The sequence below is a fragment of the Mycobacterium lacus genome (assembly GCF_010731535.1).
Classification (GTDB): Bacteria; Actinomycetota; Actinomycetes; order Mycobacteriales; family Mycobacteriaceae; genus Mycobacterium; species Mycobacterium lacus.
On the sequence record NZ_AP022581.1, the window covers coordinates 4,260,153 to 4,276,622 of the forward strand.

Consider the following 16,470-nt stretch of genomic DNA (forward strand, 5'->3'; position numbering starts at 1 on the left):
GTGCAGCGATTACGGTGCCACCTGCGCGGTTACGCTAAAGCACGTGTCGCGCGACGCTCCCGCCCGCAAGCTCCGCCAGCGCGTGGTGGCGCTTCCCGCGCGCGGGACAGAGGCCCCGCGAGGCAAATACTGGTGGGTGCGATGGGTGATCCTGGCCATCGTCGCGATCGTGCTCGGCGTCGAAGTGGCGCTCGGGTGGGACCAGCTGGCCAAGGCCTGGACGAGCGTGTACGAGGCCAACTGGTGGTGGCTGCTGGCCGCGGTGGTGGCGGCGGCGGCGTCGATGCACAGCTTCGCCCAGATCCAGCGCACCCTGCTGAAGTCCGCGGGCGTGCACGTCAAACAGCTCAGGTCGGAGGCGGCCTTCTACGCCGCCAACTCGCTGAGCACCACGCTCCCCGGCGGGCCGGTGCTGTCGGCGACGTTCTTGCTCCGTCAGCAACGCGCCTGGGGTGCCTCCACGCTGGTGGCGTCGTGGCAGCTGGTGATGTCGGGAGTGCTGCAGGCCGCCGGGTTGGCGGTGCTCGGGTTGGGCGGCGCCTTTTTCCTGGGCGCCAAGAACAACCCGTTCTCGTTGCTGTTCACGCTCGGCGGTTTCGTCGCGCTGTTGCTGCTGGCCCAGGCGGTGGCGTCGCGGCCGGAGCTGATCGAGGGGATCGGCAGCCGGGTTTTGTCGTGGGTCAACTCGGTTCGCGGCAGGCCGGCCGACACCGGATTGGACAAGTGGCGCGAGACGCTCGTGCAGCTCGAATCGGTCAGCCTGGGCCGGCGCGACCTGGGCCTGGCGTTCAGTTGGTCGCTGTTCAACTGGATCGCCGACGTTGGCTGTCTGGGCTTTGCCGCCTACGCCGCCGGCGACCATGCCTCCGTCGCCGGGTTGACCGTCGCCTACGCGGCCGCCCGCGCGGTCGGCACGATACCGCTGATGCCCGGCGGTCTGCTGGTCGTCGAGGCCGTGCTGGTGCCAGGCCTGGTGTCCAGCGGCATGGCCCTGCCGAACGCCATCTCCGCGATGCTGATCTACCGGCTGATCAGTTGGCTCTTCATCGCCGCCATCGGCTGGGTGGTGTTTTTCTTCGTGTTCCGCACCGAGAACACCGCCGAGCCGGATGCCGACCCCGACCCGATCACGGACATGGCGAGTGGCCCCGCCGACGCCGCCGAGACGGCATCGCAGGGTCCGTTACCGCCGGATCGGGATCCGGAGGCCCACAGTTAGCCGACAGCTAGCCGACGTTGTTCGCCCGCGGCGCTGGACCCGGAAGCGGCCCGGTCGCCGCCTGCGCGATGCCGAGCGCCTGTGGAACGGAGATCGGCAGCTTGCACTGTGTCGACAGGTTGGTCAGCGGCTGCCCAATCGACTGCAGATCGCTGGCGGCCTTGGGGTTCGCCTCGAAGTAGCTTTTCAGCGAGCCCAATGATCCCTGCCCGGCGGGCTGCTGCAGGACGGTGGTCATCGCCTGGTTGGTTTCCGGGTGTGAGTCCAGGTAGTCGCCGGTCGACTTGGCGACCGACCCGATGGTCCTGGCGACTTCGCTGGCCGCGCACGGGTCGGCGGCACCGGTCGCCGACGGCTCCGCTGACACAGCCAGGAGCGCGACGGCGGCGGAGCCAGTCGCCACCAAGGGGGCGATCACCACTGCCAAGAGACTGCGGCGGGTGGTCGCAGTGCTTGTCCTCATGAAAGACTCCTTCGGGTTTGCGAACGCACGCCGAATTCGGTTGCCTCGCAAACGGTTGCGATTGTCGACCAAATCTGTCGCGAAGTTCCCCCGATGCTCCGCGCGGTCACCTTGCATCCTGCCATCTCCGACATCGGCGACGCCACTTCGGGTCGTCCGAATCGTCAACCCGTCGAGGCGTTCACAGCGTATTCGGAGCGTATTGGCAGTATCGCTATCGTTGCAGCTCAGCAACCATAAGCCGACCTAATTCACGCAGCGCTGCGGTAGGCTCGCGGGCACGAAATACGCCGGAACTCGGGAGAGAAGAAATCCAGCAGTTAATGATGCGCCTAAGCCGCGACCTGCGCAGATTCCGCTGGTTTGTCTTCACCGGCTGGTTGCTGGCGTTGGTGCCGGCCGTCTACCTGGCGCTCACGCAGTCGGGGCAACTCACCGGCGGCGGATTCGAAGTGGCAGGGTCACAATCGCTGCTGGTCCACGATCGACTCGCCAATCAATACCAGGACCATGCAGCGTCGTCGTTGGCGCTGGTGGCCGCCCCCCGCCCGGATGCCAGCTACCAGGACATTAACGAGGCGGTCGCGCAACTGCGACGGATCGCCGGCGAGCTACCGGGTGTCTCGGAGGTCCCCAACCCCACCCAGCGGCCCCCCCAACCGGACCGGCCGTATGTGATCTCGCTGCGGCTGGACGCCCGCAACCCGGGCACCAGCGACGTCGCGAAGAAGCTCCGCGAGAGGGTCGGCATCCGCGGTGATCAATCCGGGAAGACGGCGAACGGCCACGTGCGGCTCTACGTCATCGGGCAGGGTGCGCTGTCCGCTGCGGCGGCGGCAAACACCAAACGCGACATCGCCGCCGCGGAACGCTGGAACCTTCCGATCATCCTGGTCGTCTTGCTCGCGGTGTTCGGTTCGCTTGCCGCCGCGGCGATCCCGCTGACGCTCGGCGTGTGCACGGTCGTCGTCACCATGGGCCTGGTCTACCTGTTGTCGACGCACGTCACCATGTCGGTGTTCGTCACGTCGACGGTGTCCATGTTCGGCATCGCGCTCGCCGTCGACTACTCCCTGTTCATCCTGATGCGCTTCCGTGAGGAACTGCGTGCCGGCCGTCAGCCGGCCGAAGCCGTGGACGCCGCGATGGCCACCTCCGGCCTCGCGGTGGTGCTGTCCGGCATGACGGTCATCGCCTCGCTCACCGGCATCTACCTGATCAACACCCCGGCGCTGAAGTCGATGGCCACCGGGGCGATCCTCGCCGTGGCCGTCGCGATGCTGACGTCGGTCAGCTTGACCCCGGCGGTGCTGGCGACGTTCGCGCGGGCGGCCGCCAAGAGGTCGGCGTTTCTGCACTGGTCGCGCCGCCCCGAATGCACCCAGTCCCGGTTCTGGACCCGCTGGGTGGGCTGGGTGATGCGCCGGCCGTGGGTGTCGGCGCTGGCGGCGTCGGCCGTCCTGCTTGTCATGGCGGCACCGGCATCGTCGATGGTGCTCGGCAACAGCCTGCTGCGCCAGTTCGATTCGTCGCACGAGATCCGGGCCGGGGCGGCCGCGGCGGCCCAGGCGCTCGGACCCGGGGCGCTGGGTCCGGTTCAGGTGCTGGTCACCTTTGGCGACGCCGGCGCGTCCTCCCCGGAGCACCAGCAGACAATCGCCGCGATCCGGCAGCGGATGACGCAGGCGCCCAACGTCGCCTCGGTGGCACCGCCGGAGTTTGCTGAAGACAACGGCAGCGCCCTGCTGTCCGCGGTGTTGTCGGTCGATCCGGAGGACATGGGCGCCCGGCGGACCGTCGACTGGATGCGCACCCAGCTGCCCAAGGTGCCCGGCGCGCCGCAGGTGGATGTCGGCGGCTCGACCGCGCTGATCAAGGACTTCGATGACCGGGTGTCACAGACCGAGCCCCTGGTGTTGGCCTTCGTCGCACTGATCGCGTTCGTGATGCTGCTGATCTCGATCCACTCGGTCTTCTTAGCGTTCAAGGGCGTGCTGATGACCCTGTTGTCGGTGGCCGCTGCCTACGGCAGCCTGGTGATGGTCTTCCAGTGGGGCTGGGCCGAAAGACTCGGATTCCCGCCGCTGAGTTCGATCGACAGCACCGTTCCCCCGCTGGTCCTGGCGATGACCTTCGGGTTGTCGATGGACTACGAGATCTTCCTGCTCACCCGGATCCGGGAACGATTCGTGCAGACCGGCCGCACCCGCGATGCGGTCACCTACGGCGTGAGCACCAGCGCACGCACGATCACCAGCGCCGCGCTGATCATGATCGCCGTGTTCTGCGGGTTCGCCTTCGCCGGCATGCCACTGGTCGCCGAGATCGGCGTGGCGTGCGCCGTCGCGATCGCCGTGGACGCCACGATCGTGCGGTTGGTATTGGTGCCGGCGTTGATGGCGATGTTCTCCCAATGGAACTGGTGGCTGCCCGGATGGCTGCGTCGCATCCTGCCGTCGGTCGACTTCGACAGGCCACTGCCCGAGGTCGACCTCGGTGGCGTCGTGGTCATTCCCGACGACATCACCACCTCCGTTGCCCCGAGCGCGGATCTGCGGATGCTGATCAAGTCGGCGGCCAAGCTCAAACACCTGGCGCCGGATGCCATTTGCGTGGCGGATCCGCTTGCGTTCTCCGGCTGCGGACGCAACGGCAGGCAGGCCGAACAAATTCCGGAACCGGGTCACTCGGCGACCAGGAAGGCCGTCGGCCTCGCATACCGCAACGGCATCGGGCGGGCAATGGCGTGGGCAGAACGGCCGGTTCATCCGGTCACCGTGTGGCGCCGGCGGCTCTCGGTCGCCCTCGACGCGCTGGAGAGCTCCGCGGATGGGACCGCCCAACCCAGGTACGAGCGGCGCGGCCCGGTGGAGACCACCAACGTCCAATTGCCCACCGGCGACCGCCTGCTGATCCCGACCGGCGCGGAAACCCTGCGCCTCAAGGGCTACCTGATCATGTGCCGTAACAGCAGCCGCGACTACGCCGAATTTGCCGACATGGTCGAGACGATGGAACCCGAGACCGCCGCGGTGGTGCTGGGCGGGATGGATCGGTATTACTGTTGTCAGCCACCCAAGCGGCACTGGATCGCCACCCAATTGGTTCGTCGGCTGGCGGATCCGCATCCGTGTGACCTCGAAGATCAGTCGTCCGAACCAGATGCCAAGGCAAACTGGGAGGAGGTCCGGCAACGCTGCCTGTCGGTGGCCGTGGCGATGCTGGAGGAGGCGAGGTGACGTTGGCAGCCGAGCCCCGTCCTGTTCCCAGCCCCGGACCGCCGCCGCCCGAGCCCGCCCGAGGACCCACCGTCAACCGGGATTCCCAACACCCGGACCAGCCGGTGGAGTTTTGGCCCACTGCGGCCATCCGCTGCGCGCTGGAAGGCGGAGACATCGCCACATGGAAGCGCATCGCCGCCGCGCTCAAGCGCGATCCGTACGGGCGCACGGCCCGCCAGGTCGAGGAAGTCCTGGTGGGCGCGCGACCGTACGGAATCTCCAAAGCGTTGTCCGAGGTGCTGGACCGCGCCCGGATTCACCTGGAGGCCAACGAGCGCGCCGAGGTGGCTCGTCACGTGCGGCTACTCATCGACCGCTCGGGCCTGGACGAGCAGGAATTCGCGTCGCGCATCGGGGTATCCGCCGACGATCTGGCGGCCTATCTCGACGGCAGCGTCAGCCCGTCGGCGTCGCTGATGATCCGGATGCGCAGGTTGTCGGACCGCTTCGTCAGGGTGAAGTCCACCCGGTCGGCGGAGTCCCGATAGGCCTCCGCTAGCGGGAGTTCATCGGCGTCACGTCGAGCACCAGCCAGTCACTGCCACGCTTCGTCAGCGTCACCCGCAGGGCTGGCGCCGCTTGGCTGGTTGGCTGACCGGGCGCGTTCTGGGTAACCCGCAGGATCACCGCCACGCTGGCCGCCGACGGCCCGAGCGCCTCGACGCCGGCCGAGAGCGTGCTGGCCTGGGCGGTGACCTTTCGCTGCGCCAGATCGGCGGCGGATTTGCCGTACTGCTCCTTGAACGCGCCCGCATGCTCGGGCACCATCATCGCCGCCGCCCGGTCGACGGAGGCCGTCGGAGCGCTCGGCGAGAACGAGGCGACCGCCTCCGCCATCCCCGTGGCGATCTGAACCACCGCCCGGGAGTCCCGTTTGAAGTCGCGGTCCGGCGTGGTCCATTGGGTGTATGCGGTCAGCACCGCCGCCGACAGGGCGGCCGCACCCACGATGACGACGGCCAAACGCAGCCCGGGCGCGTCGTCGTCGGTGCCAACGGTCACCGAATCGCGGCGCCACAGCCAGATGTTGATGCCTACACCTTCGAGAATCAGCAGCACCAGCACCGAGCACGCCGACACCCACCACAACGGCCAGCCGAGCACAACCCCGATCGCCAACAACGCGACGATCGCCGCCAGTGGTGCCAGGACGTCGAACGCCGCCAGCCGCCAAGCGTTCCTCACCGGATCGACTCCAGGTGCGAGATCATCAGCTTGCCGTCCACGTCGGAGACGTCGAGCCGCAAGTTCCAGTGCACAGTCTGCGGCTTGGCGCCGGCGTTCTCGGCGACCGACGTCGCGACCACCATCACCGAGTCCGTCCGGGTGGCGAAGGGCGGCAATGTCGTGGTCACCACGGGACGCACGGACCCGGGCTGGGTGTCGAGGTCATGGTGCACGGTTTCGATCGCCAACCCATCGATCCGGCCGGTGCTCTGCGTCTGCAGCTTCTCCACCACCTGCCGGTACGGCTGCACGGCCGCGTCGAAGTCCGCGTTGAGTTCTCCGACCGTTCCGTCATGCAGCCGCTGCAGGCTGGCGTCGACGTTGCCGGCGTTCATGTTGATCAGCACGCCGGTCCAGTCGGCGGCCGTCCGCAGGACCCGGGTCAGATAGGCACGCTCACCGGATTCTCGACGATGCGTGGACCAGATGAGCACGCCGAGCACGACCGCGGCCACCGACAGCACCCCGAGGACCGCCGACGCGACGCCGTAGCCGGAAAAGATCTCACCGCCGACCGGTCTGTCGTCGGTCTCTTCTTGGGCCGGTGACGCGCTCTGTTCCTGGTCAGGCATGGCCCGATCGTCGCATCCAAGTGCAGATGGAAGGATGGCGGGGTGACGTATCTGGCCACTCGCTCGGGCATCGACCTGAGCCATGTCGACGCCGATGCCCGGCCGCAAGACGACCTGTTCGGTCACGTCAACGGCCGCTGGCTGGCCGAACACAACATACCCCCGGACCGTGCGACCGATGGCGCTTTTCGCGAACTGTTCGACCGGGCCGAGGAGCAGGTGCGTGACCTGATCGTCGAAGCCAGCGCTGCCGGCGCCCCGGTCGGAACCGACCAGCAACGCATCGGCGACCTCTACGCCAGCTTCCTCGACGAGGAAGCCGTCGAACGCAGGGGCGTGCGGCCGTTGCTCGACGAACTGGCCACGATCGACGCGGCCACCGACCGTCCTGCGCTGGCCGCCGCCATCGGGGCGCTGCAACGCACCGGGATGGGCGGCGGCGTCGCACTGTGTGTCGATACCGATTCCAAGGACTCGACCCGTTATCTGGTGCACTTCGCCCAATCCGGCATCGGATTGCCCGACGAGTCATATTTCCGCGACAAGCAACACGCCGACGTGCTGGCCGCCTACCCGGGGCACATCGCCCGGATGTTCAGCCTGGTGTATCGGGGCGTGGGCCCCGAGGATCCCGGCGCCCACGCCGAGACCGCGGCCCGCATCGTGGCCTTGGAGACCAAACTCGCTGCCGCGCACTGGGACGTGGTCAAGCGCCGCGACGCGGACCTCACCTACAACCTGCGGACCTTCGCCGAGCTACAGGCCGACGCGGTGGGCTTCGACTGGTCGGGCTGGGTGACCGCGTTGGGCACCACACCCGAGTCCGTCGCAGAAGTCATTGTGCGCCAACCCGATTACCTCACGGCGTTCGCCGCGCTCTGGGACAGCGAGGATCTGGAGGACTGGAAACGCTGGGCGCGTTGGCGTTTGATCCGCTCCCGCGCCCCCTGGCTGACCGACGACCTCGTGGCCGCCGACTTCGAGTTTTATGGCCGGCTGCTGACCGGTGCGGAGCAAATCCGTGACCGGTGGAAGCGGGGGGTGTCGCTGGTGGAAGGCCTGCTGGGCGATGCCGTGGGAAAGCTCTACGTGCAGCGGCATTTCCCGCCGGGAGCCAAGGCCCGCATCGACGCCCTGGTGGACAACCTGCGGGAGGCGTACCGGATCAGCATCAACGACCTGGACTGGATGACGCCGCAGACCCGAGAGCGCGCGCTGGCCAAGCTGAACAAGTTCACCGCCAAGGTCGGTTACCCGACCAAGTGGAAGGACTACTCAAGGCTGGTCATCGACCGCAACGACCTCTACGGCAACTACCAACGCGGATACGCGGTCAACCACGACCGCGAGCTGGCCAAGCTGGGCGGGCCGGTCGACCGTGACGAATGGTTCATGACGCCACAGACCGTCAACGCCTACTACAACCCGGGTATGAACGAAATCGTGTTCCCCGCAGCGATTTTACAGCCACCATTCTTCGACGCCGAGGCCGATGACGCCGCCAACTACGGGGGCATCGGGGCCGTGATCGGCCATGAGATCGGGCACGGCTTCGACGACCAAGGCGCCAAGTACGACGGCGACGGCAACCTTGTCAACTGGTGGACCGACGACGACCGCGCCGAGTTCGGCGCCCGCACCAAAGCACTGATCGAGCAATACGACGCGTATACACCCCGAGCGCTGGACGGCGAGCACCACGTGAACGGCGCGTTCACGGTCGGCGAGAACATCGGCGACCTGGGCGGGCTATCCATCGCGCTGCTGGCCTATCAGCTGTCACTGAATGGCCGGCCCGCTCCGGTCATCGACGGTCTGACCGGTGTGCAGCGCGTGTTCTTCGGCTGGGCGCAGGTGTGGCGGGCCAAATCGCGTGACGCGGAGTCGATCCGGCGGCTGGCGGTGGATCCGCACTCCCCGCCGGAGTTCCGGTGCAACGGCGTCATCCGCAACGTCGACGCCTTTTACGAGGCCTTTGACGTCGCCGAGGAGGATGCCCTCTTCCTGGAGCCGCGCCGCCGGGTCCGCATCTGGAATTAGGGGCCGCGGTCCTTCCCGCGAGCAGACACAGAATCGCACAATTTGGCGGCTAAGCGTGCGATTCTGTGTCTGCTCGGCACGGTTCGATGCGCGCGGGCACGTGCTTGTGCCAGGGCGTACCGGCGTAGGGGTCGCGCCACTGGGTGGAGGTGAGCGCATTCGGCGCGACGCCCGGAACGACGGTTCGCCCATCGTCATCGGTGTAGTCGAGCCCAAAACCGTTGGGCAGGGCGGCGTGTCCGGGCTGCATCGTCTCGGTGATCTCGACGGTCGCCTCGGCGCTGCCGGCCGCGGTGGTGATGCGAGCCCGGCCTCCGTCGACGAGTCCAACCGATTGCGCGTCTTCAACACTGACGCGCAGCGCCCCGTCGGCGTCGCGTTTCCGCCAGGACGGGTCGCGGAAGATGTCGTTGGCGGTGTAGGCGCGCCGCTCACCCACCGACAGCACGATCGGAAACTCCGAGGTGGTGAGCCGGGCTGGCGCGCAGGCGAGTGCCCTTAGGTCGTCCAGCATTTCGGGGATTTCCAACGCGATCTTGTGGTCGGCGTGGGCGATCAGCGCGAAGTCGTCCTCGTAGTTGTGCACGGTGAAGGTGACCCCGGAAGGACTCTCCAGGATCGCGTCGAATAGCGCGTTGCCGTCGGCGTGGCCGGCACGCCGAACGGCGTCGGGATAGGCCATGGCAGTCTTCTGGGCGAGCCCCCATAGGGCGGCCGCCCCGGCCAACCCGTGCGGCAGCGTCGGCCCCAGCGTTTCGTAGAGCACGTACGGAAGTAGTTTCGCCACAGTCGGATTGGTCGCCATCGCGGTGAGGAACGCCTCGGTATAGGCCCGACGTCCTCGCTGTGCGGCTTCGCGCAGCGGCCTCAGGTCCGCGTCATCCACCACGCCGAGAGCCCGCACCAAGCGAGCCCATATCTCCGGTTCGGGCAGCGTGCCCGGCAATGGTTCGAACAGCGGGTGGCGCAACTGAAAACCGTTGTGCGGGAACTCGAAGTTGAAGAACGTAGCTTCCGGCTTCTCGAACTGGGAGGCGGCGGGGAGGACGTAGTGTGCGAGTCTGGCGGTCTCGGTCATCGCGACGTCGATGACCACCATCAGTTCCAGAGCCTGGAAAGCCTGGCGGCACGCGGTCGAATCGGCCAGCGAGTGTGCGGGGTTCCCGCTTTCGACGATCATTGCGCGGAACCGGTTCGGATGGTCGGTCAGGATCTCCTCGGGCACAACATTGCCCGGGATCAAGCCCCCGATAATGGGCGCGCCGGTGACGGGTGTGCGGCCAGAGACCTGGCCGAGCAGTGGAGCGAAGGACGAATGCAGGTGCTGGCCGCCCTTTTTGGCGAAATTGCCGGTCAGGATCCACAGCAACTTGTTCAGATAGGAGCACAGGGTGCTGTTGGGTCCCTGCTGGATGCCGAGGTCTTCGAACACCGCCACGCTGGCGGCGGCACCGATGCGCCGCGCCGCCGCACGCAACAGCTCTTCGTCGATCCCGCAACGCTGCGCGTAGTCGGCGACGGGCACTTCACGCAGGACAGCGCGCACGGTGTCGGCGCCCTGGACGTGGTCAGCGAGAAATTGCTCGTCGCACAGGTTTTGCTGAACCAGCGCAGCTGCTAGGGCCGCCAGGCACCAGGCGTCGGTGCCGGGTCGCACCCGAAGGTGGAAGTCGGCCATCTTCGCGGTGTCGGTGACGACGGGATCGATCACGATCATCGACCGGTCCGGGTCTTTGGCAATCTCGTTGAGCACCACCCGGGCTCGCGGGAAGCTCTGCGACATCCACGGGTTCTTTCCGATGAACACCGACACCTCGGCGTGCTCGAATTCGCCCCGGGTGTGACCGCCGTACAGCTGACCATCGACCCACGCTTCGCCAGTTTTCTCTTGCGCCAACGCATTTGACCGGTAGCGCGCACCCAGGGCCTTCAGGAATGCACCGCTGTATGCCCCGCCAAGATGATTGCCCTGCCCTCCGCCGCCGTAGTAGAAGATCTTGTCGCCACCGTAGTCGTCGCGGATGCGCTTGAATCCCTCGGCAACCTCGACAATCGCGGTGTCCCAGTCGATCTCCTCGTAGGTTCCATCCGGCCGGCGGCGCATCGGCGACGTCAGGCGAGCACGGTTGTTCTGGTAGTGGTCCAGGCGCAGCGCCTTGTTGCAGGTGTAACCGCGCGAGCAGGGATGGTTTTTGTCCCCCCGGATGCGAGCCAGCCTGCGGTCCTCGACTTGCACGACGATGCCGCAGTTGCATTCGCAGAGGATGCACGCGGTGGGCTGCCAATCAGTGGTGGTCATCGCGGGTTCCTTCCGGCAGTTCGGCCAGTAGCAGGTCGCGCAGCTGGCGGTGAACGAGATCAAGCGGTGTCAGGTCGCGCCGCGCGCGCGCCAGCAGCAACGCGCCCTCAAGAGCTGAGGTGACCAAGGCCGCAAGGCCTTTGGCCCGCTCCGGCGTCATGCCGTCGGCGATGAAACGCTGCGCGATCAGGTCGCACCAACGGTCGAACACCGCGGCAGCGCGCTCGATCACCGGAGCCATCCGCTCCCGATCGGCAGCCTCGCCCGCTTCAACCGAGACCGCGGCGATGGGGCAGCCCGCGCGGAAGTCACTGCCGAGCAGCTGCTCGCGGTACTTGTCGACCAATGTGTCCAACAGCTCAACGCTCCGCTGGGCGTCGTCGATGATCGCGGCGACATATTCGCCGGCGTAGTCGACCGCCTCGCACAGCAATTGGGTGCGCCCGCCCGGGAAATAGTGGTAGGCCGATCCGCGCGGCGCCCCGCTGTGCTGCAGAACGTCCGAGATGGCGGTGGCGTGTGCACCGCGCTCCCTGATCAACAGCGCAGCAGACACCACCATCCGCTCGCGAGGGCTTCGCATATGTATGATGCTATACATAACCATACCGGCACGACCGGACGCAAGATCGCGACGGGATCAACGCGTCAGCGCGACCGACCGCCGATCGGCACCGGCGTGGGATACAGCTAGATGACGCCTGCGCGCAGGGCATACGCGACAGCATGCGTGCGATTGCGCAGGTTCAGCCCGGTCACTACCTCATGCACGATGTTCTTGATTGTGCGCTCGGAGTAATTGAGTTTCGTCGCCACCTCGCTGGTGCTCAGGCCGTCCGACAGCAGACGCAAAACGTCCACCGCACGCTCGCCGAGGCAGGCGGCACCCGCCGCGTCGGGTTGGGCCGCCCCAGTCGATTTGACGCGGCCGAGCAACTGACGCTGGACAGGTTCGGGGAGTCGGAGGCGGCCTTCCGCGGACAACAGGATTGTCTCGACGATGCAATTGAAGGTGCTCCGCCCGCGATACAACAAGCCCGTCAGCTCCAGATCGATCATCCGGACGACCTGTTGCTCGGACAAATCGTCAGCGACGACGACCAGTTTCGGCGGATCGCCGGCGGCGTCCTTCTGAGCTTCCTCGATAGCGGACAACAGCGGTCCAGTGATCGTGGTGGCCAACACGAGGAGAACCGCGGCCTTGCATCCGGCCCGCCATGCGCGCACGTCGAGTTGTCGGAAACTCGAGAACCGGGCCAACGCGCCCTCTTCGGTCAGGGGGTCGCACGCCAGTAGGGCGACCGAGGTGACTGCCGCGGGTGTCATTCGCATCCGGTCAGAACGCACGGTGAACGCCTCGCCGGATATCGCCCCGCTGCGCCGCACCACGCGAGCCAACTCGGTCCGCACCGGGGTGTACCTCCCGGGCGCCAGCAGCTCGACGGAATGGTTCGAGAACGCCTGGCTCCTGACGGTGTGTTGATCGTCGCATCTGTTCATGTGTGCTGCCCCCGTCGCACGGCCTGATCGTTGGATTGCTTTGTGGCCCACTCCAGATCACGAGCCTGCCGCCGCGCATCGGCGATGTCTGTCGGCCGACCGGGGACGACCGGGATGAATCACACCTCCCCCAAATATCGGACAGTCGCGTCCCCCGATTGGCCGCACGGTCCACCTTCTAACGTGCGGTGGCCGCGACCAAGTTGTTCGCCAACAACCTGTCCTCGAATTGCGGCGGCCCACCCACTCGAATGTGGGCCTCCCACAGCCGCGCATAGTGTCCGCCACGAGCGAGGAGTTCGGCATGGGTGCCGTCCTCGACAACGCTCCCGTGCTCGAGCACGACAACACGATCGGCGTGTTCGGCAATTCCGAGCTGGTGGGCCACAATCAAAGTCGTCCGGCCAGCCGCCAGCCCGAGAACCGCCCGCTGCACCACCGCCTCGGTGGCGGGATCCAAGGCGACGGTGGCCTCGTCGAGCAGCAGGATATCGGGATCGACCAGACACGCCCGAGCCAACGCGAGCAACTGCGACTGGCCGGCGGAGAGATTGCGCCCGCCCGCGGCGACCCAGTGGGTGTACCCGCCGTCGAGTGCGGTGATCATCGGATGGGCCCCGACCTCCCGCGCGGCCCGCTCGACCTGTGCATCGGTGGCACCGGGCCGTCCGTATGCGATGGCATCGCGCACCGTCCCAGCGAACAGGTAGGGTTCCTGCGGAACGATGCCGAGCCGGCCGCGATAGCCGCCGATATCGAACTCCCTCAGGTCGCATCCGTCGAGCCGCACCGTCCCCACGGTCGGATCGTAGAACCGCGCCACCAACTTGAGCAGGGTGGATTTCCCGGACCCGGTGGAGCCGACGAACACCACCGTCTGTCCGGCCGGAATTCGCAGGTCGATACCGGCCAATGCCGGCGCTTCCCGGGTCCGGTACCGGAAGTTGACGGCGTCGAACACCACCTCGCCGTGCAACCTGCCCACCGGCCGCAACGCCGGTGACGACGGCGGCGGCGTGCTCAGCAACGACCGGATCCGCGCGGCCGCCGCCGCCGCCTGCTGATACCCGTCGAACATTTGTGAAAGTTGGTCTATCGGCGTGAACAGCAGTTCGACATAGAGCAGGTAGGTCACCAGTGCGCCGACCGATAGCACGCCCGCCTGGACCTCGCGCCCGCCGTCGAGCAGCACCAGGGTCGTCGCCAGGCTGCACAGCAAAGCCACGAACGGAAAGTACGAGGCCAATAGCCGCTGTCCGCGCACGCGCGTTCGGCGATAGTCGTCGCTGTGCGCGAAATAGCGTTGCACTCCGAGGCTTTCGGCGCGGAATGCCTGCGCGATCCGCAGCCCCGCCGCATACTCACGCAAGGTAGCGGTCATCGTCCCCAGCCGTTGGCGTGCCTGCCGGTAGATCCCGTTCGACGCTCGCTGGAATTGCCAGGTCGCAAGGGCCAGCAGTGGCAGCGTGACGATGATGACCAGCCCCAGCCTGGCGTGAATCGCCAACAGCGCCACGAGGATGCCCACCAGAGTCACCGCACTGACCACCGCGGTGACCAGACCCGTGCGCAAGAACGCGACGATGGCATCGACGTCGGAGGTGACTGCGGTAACGATGTGGGCATCCCCGTCGTCTTCAAACGCAGCCAGGCCCAGTCGCTGCGTATGGGAGAACACGGTGGACCGCAAGCGAAACAGCACCTTCTCACCGGCGGATCCGGCGACCATGGCACCCCCCCACTGCGCCAGAAACCGGACGACCACGGCGCCCGTGCCCCCGACCGCCGCGCACCACAGCGCCGATAGCAGGTGCCGGCGCACCCCCATGTCGATACCGTGGCGGATGAGCAGGGGCGGTAGCAAACCCGCGCAGCTTTCGACTCCTACCAGGAGCAGGCTCAGCGCAAGCGGGCCGCGGAAATCGCGCAGCGGGCGACGTAACAAGCGGCTGGGTGCGTGGTCGCGAGGTTCGGCGGTGCGGGCGTATGAGTCGTGTGCGGCCGGTGGCACCGGCAGGCATGCCGGCGCGCCATCGTCGTCAACGAGGTCACCGGTGAGATCCCGTGTGGGCGACAGCAATTCCCGGTATCGAGGACACCGTTCCCACAACTCGTCGGGGGTGCCGATGTCGAGCAGCCGCCCGGAATCCAGCACCGCGACCCGGTCGGCCAATGTGAGCATGGACCGCCGGCGGGTGAGGATGATCGCGGTGCGATCCGCGATGACTTCGCGCAGCACCTCATGAATTCCGTATTCGATGACGGCGTCCACCGCGGAGGTCGGATCGTCCAGAATCAACAACCGCGGCCGGTCGAGCAGCGCCCGGGCCAGGGCGATGCGCTGGCGTTGCCCGCCGGACAGGGTCAACCCGCGCGCACCGACGGCCGTCGCGTAGCCGTCGGGCAGGGTGTTGACGAACTCGTCGACGTGCGCCGCCCGAGCCGCCTCGGCAATCTGTGCCGGCGTCGCATCCGGCCGACCGTACGCGATGTTCGCGCCGATCGTGCCCGAGAACAGGACGGCCTCCTCGGGCACCACGCCGATAGCTGACCGCAGCGAGCCGAGCGTCAGCTCGCGCACATCCTCGCCGCCGATCCGCACCGCGCCCTCGGCGACGTCGTAACAACGCATCGCCAGCAACGCCAACGTGGATTTGCCGCTGCCCGGTGCGCCGACCACGGCGAGGGTTTCGCCGGGCCGGACGCAGAGGTTTATGTCGTGCAGGACCGGGCGGTTGGCGACGTATCCGAACGATGCGTGCGCAAACTCGAGCGACGGGGGAGCCCCCGAGGTCAAGCACTTGGCACCGTCGAGCAGTGTCGGCTGGCTGTCGATAACCTCGAATACCCGTACCGCCCCGGCTCGCGCCTGCTGCGCAACCGTCAGCATCCCCGCCAGATCGCACGCCGGCCGTGCGACCAGTGCCAGGCAGGACCAGAAGGCGACGAAGGTACCCACCGTGATGCTGCCCTGTGCCGCCATCCATCCCCCGAGCGCGAAGACCGCCATCTGGCCCAGCGCCGGCAGGCTTTGTAGCAGCGGACCGAAGTGCGCGTTGAGCCGCTCTACCCGCAGCCGCGCCGCATAGAGCGCGCGGCCGGCCGATCCGAGCCTTTCCGTCTCCCGCTCTTCTTGCACGAAGGCCTTGACCACCTGGATTCCGGAGATTGCCGCATCGACAACTCCCGCGACCGTGGCATAGCGCTCCTGAGCGCATTCGGTGGCCACTGCCAGCAAGCGGCGGCTGCGGCGAGCAATCAGGGCGATCACCGGTACGAGCAGCACCGCGGGCAGAGCCAGCAACGGGGACAACCAGATCATGACCGCAACACAGAGCAGCAGCGTGAGCACATGCCTGATCACATTGGGCAGGTCGAACAGCAGCCCTTGCACCAGCTGCAGGTCGCTGGTGGTGCGGACGATGAGCTGACCGCCGCTCCAGCGGTCAAGCTGGCGGCCATCCCAGCTCATCAGCGACCGAAAGGCATCCATGCGCAGGTCGTGCTGCACCAGGTGGGCGATGCGACCGCCGTAGTACCGGCGCACGAAGGTCAGCAAGTAGACGGCACCGGCAGCGGTAAGCAGGACAGCGGCCCACGGTGCCAGGGGCCGATGGTCCGCCGCGATCGCATCGTCGACGACGCGCTTGGATACCAGCGGAACCAGGACGGCGACAACGGTGCCGGCCAGCGCCGCCCCGAATCCCAGCAACACATCACCTCGATGCCGGAGGACATACCCGGACAACCGCCACCACCACGTTGTCGGCATTCGGCATGGCCCTCCTCGTTACTGCGCGGCTCACACGATATATTCCGATCGCATCGACGACCAAAGGAAAATCGGGTCTTCCCTTTCGGGCAGAATT

Annotated in this window: 11 protein-coding genes; 4 read left to right on the forward strand and 7 right to left on the reverse strand. The window is 67.1% G+C overall.

Going from position 1 to position 16,470, the window contains the following annotated elements; genetic code table 11:
• Positions 1 to 43 precede the first annotated feature (43 nt).
• Positions 44 to 1,219, forward strand: a complete 1,176-nt coding sequence (locus G6N24_RS19640; RefSeq protein ID WP_085162749.1) for a lysylphosphatidylglycerol synthase transmembrane domain-containing protein — start codon at positions 44 to 46, stop codon at positions 1,217 to 1,219.
• 7 nt (positions 1,220 to 1,226) lie between these two features.
• Here G6N24_RS19640 and G6N24_RS19645 read toward each other — a convergent pair whose 3' ends face one another.
• Positions 1,227 to 1,682, reverse strand: a complete 456-nt coding sequence (locus G6N24_RS19645; RefSeq protein ID WP_085162818.1) for a hemophore — start codon at positions 1,680 to 1,682, stop codon at positions 1,227 to 1,229.
• 323 nt (positions 1,683 to 2,005) lie between these two features.
• Between G6N24_RS19645 and G6N24_RS19650 the strand changes: the two genes are divergently transcribed.
• A complete protein-coding gene (locus G6N24_RS19650; RefSeq protein ID WP_085162750.1) occupies positions 2,006 to 4,921 on the forward strand; it encodes an MMPL family transporter in 2,916 nt (971 codons plus the stop codon).
• A complete protein-coding gene (locus tag G6N24_RS19655; RefSeq protein WP_085162751.1) occupies positions 4,918 to 5,451 on the forward strand; it encodes a transcriptional regulator in 534 nt (177 codons plus the stop codon). The genes G6N24_RS19650 and G6N24_RS19655 overlap by 4 nt, the downstream gene beginning before the upstream one ends.
• A 7-nt stretch (positions 5,452 to 5,458) precedes the next feature.
• Here the strand turns inward: G6N24_RS19655 and G6N24_RS19660 are convergent, their stop codons facing one another.
• Both G6N24_RS19660 and G6N24_RS19665 read right to left on the reverse strand, forming a co-directional pair.
• Positions 5,459 to 6,148 carry a hypothetical protein gene (locus G6N24_RS19660; protein ID WP_085162752.1) on the reverse strand — a complete coding sequence of 230 codons (690 nt, stop codon included), beginning with the start codon at positions 6,146 to 6,148 and terminating at the stop codon, positions 5,459 to 5,461.
• Positions 6,145 to 6,762, reverse strand: coding sequence for a hypothetical protein (locus G6N24_RS19665; protein ID WP_085162753.1), 618 nt, complete (start codon positions 6,760 to 6,762; stop codon positions 6,145 to 6,147). Before G6N24_RS19665 ends, G6N24_RS19660 begins: the two co-directional genes overlap by 4 nt.
• Positions 6,763 to 6,804: 42 nt before the next feature.
• Between G6N24_RS19665 and G6N24_RS19670 the strand changes: the two genes are divergently transcribed.
• Positions 6,805 to 8,802 (forward strand): M13 family metallopeptidase, encoded by a 1,998-nt coding sequence (locus G6N24_RS19670; RefSeq protein WP_085162754.1) that lies wholly within the window; start codon positions 6,805 to 6,807, stop codon positions 8,800 to 8,802.
• A 49-nt stretch (positions 8,803 to 8,851) separates the two neighbouring features.
• On the opposite strand, the gene G6N24_RS19675 is transcribed toward G6N24_RS19670, so the two are convergent.
• The 4 genes from G6N24_RS19675 to G6N24_RS19690 all read right to left on the reverse strand — a co-directional run bounded on the left by G6N24_RS19675 (position 8,852) and on the right by G6N24_RS19690 (position 16,373).
• Positions 8,852 to 11,101, reverse strand: coding sequence for a molybdopterin oxidoreductase family protein (locus G6N24_RS19675; protein ID WP_085162755.1), 2,250 nt, complete (start codon positions 11,099 to 11,101; stop codon positions 8,852 to 8,854).
• A complete protein-coding gene (locus G6N24_RS19680) occupies positions 11,088 to 11,684 on the reverse strand; it encodes a TetR/AcrR family transcriptional regulator (RefSeq protein ID WP_085162819.1) in 597 nt (198 codons plus the stop codon). Before G6N24_RS19680 ends, G6N24_RS19675 begins: the two co-directional genes overlap by 14 nt.
• A 107-nt stretch (positions 11,685 to 11,791) precedes the next feature.
• Complete coding sequence (locus tag G6N24_RS19685) at positions 11,792 to 12,433, reverse strand: response regulator transcription factor (protein ID WP_232070828.1); 642 nt, start codon at positions 12,431 to 12,433, stop codon at positions 11,792 to 11,794.
• 346 nt (positions 12,434 to 12,779) lie between these two features.
• Entirely contained in the window at positions 12,780 to 16,373 is a 3,594-nt protein-coding gene (locus G6N24_RS19690) for an ABC transporter ATP-binding protein (protein WP_085162756.1), read from the reverse strand.
• Positions 16,374 to 16,470: the final 97 nt, after the last annotated feature.

Bases quoted from the DNA above. Each gene is read 5' to 3' on its own strand.
- G6N24_RS19645 (WP_085162818.1), bottom strand. From the start codon at position 1,682: ATGAGGACAAGCACTGCGACCACCCGCCGCAGTCTCTTGGCAGTGGTG.
- G6N24_RS19650 (WP_085162750.1), top strand. From the start codon at position 2,006: ATGATGCGCCTAAGCCGCGACCTGCGCAGATTCCGCTGGTTTGTCTTC.
- G6N24_RS19665 (WP_085162753.1), bottom strand. From the start codon at position 6,762: ATGCCTGACCAGGAACAGAGCGCGTCACCGGCCCAAGAAGAGACCGAC.
- G6N24_RS19675 (WP_085162755.1), bottom strand. From the start codon at position 11,101: ATGACCACCACTGATTGGCAGCCCACCGCGTGCATCCTCTGCGAATGC.
- G6N24_RS19680 (WP_085162819.1), bottom strand. From the start codon at position 11,684: ATGCGAAGCCCTCGCGAGCGGATGGTGGTGTCTGCTGCGCTGTTGATC.
- G6N24_RS19685 (WP_232070828.1), bottom strand. From the start codon at position 12,433: ATGCGAATGACACCCGCGGCAGTCACCTCGGTCGCCCTACTGGCGTGC.
- G6N24_RS19690 (WP_085162756.1), bottom strand. From the start codon at position 16,373: ATGCCGACAACGTGGTGGTGGCGGTTGTCCGGGTATGTCCTCCGGCAT.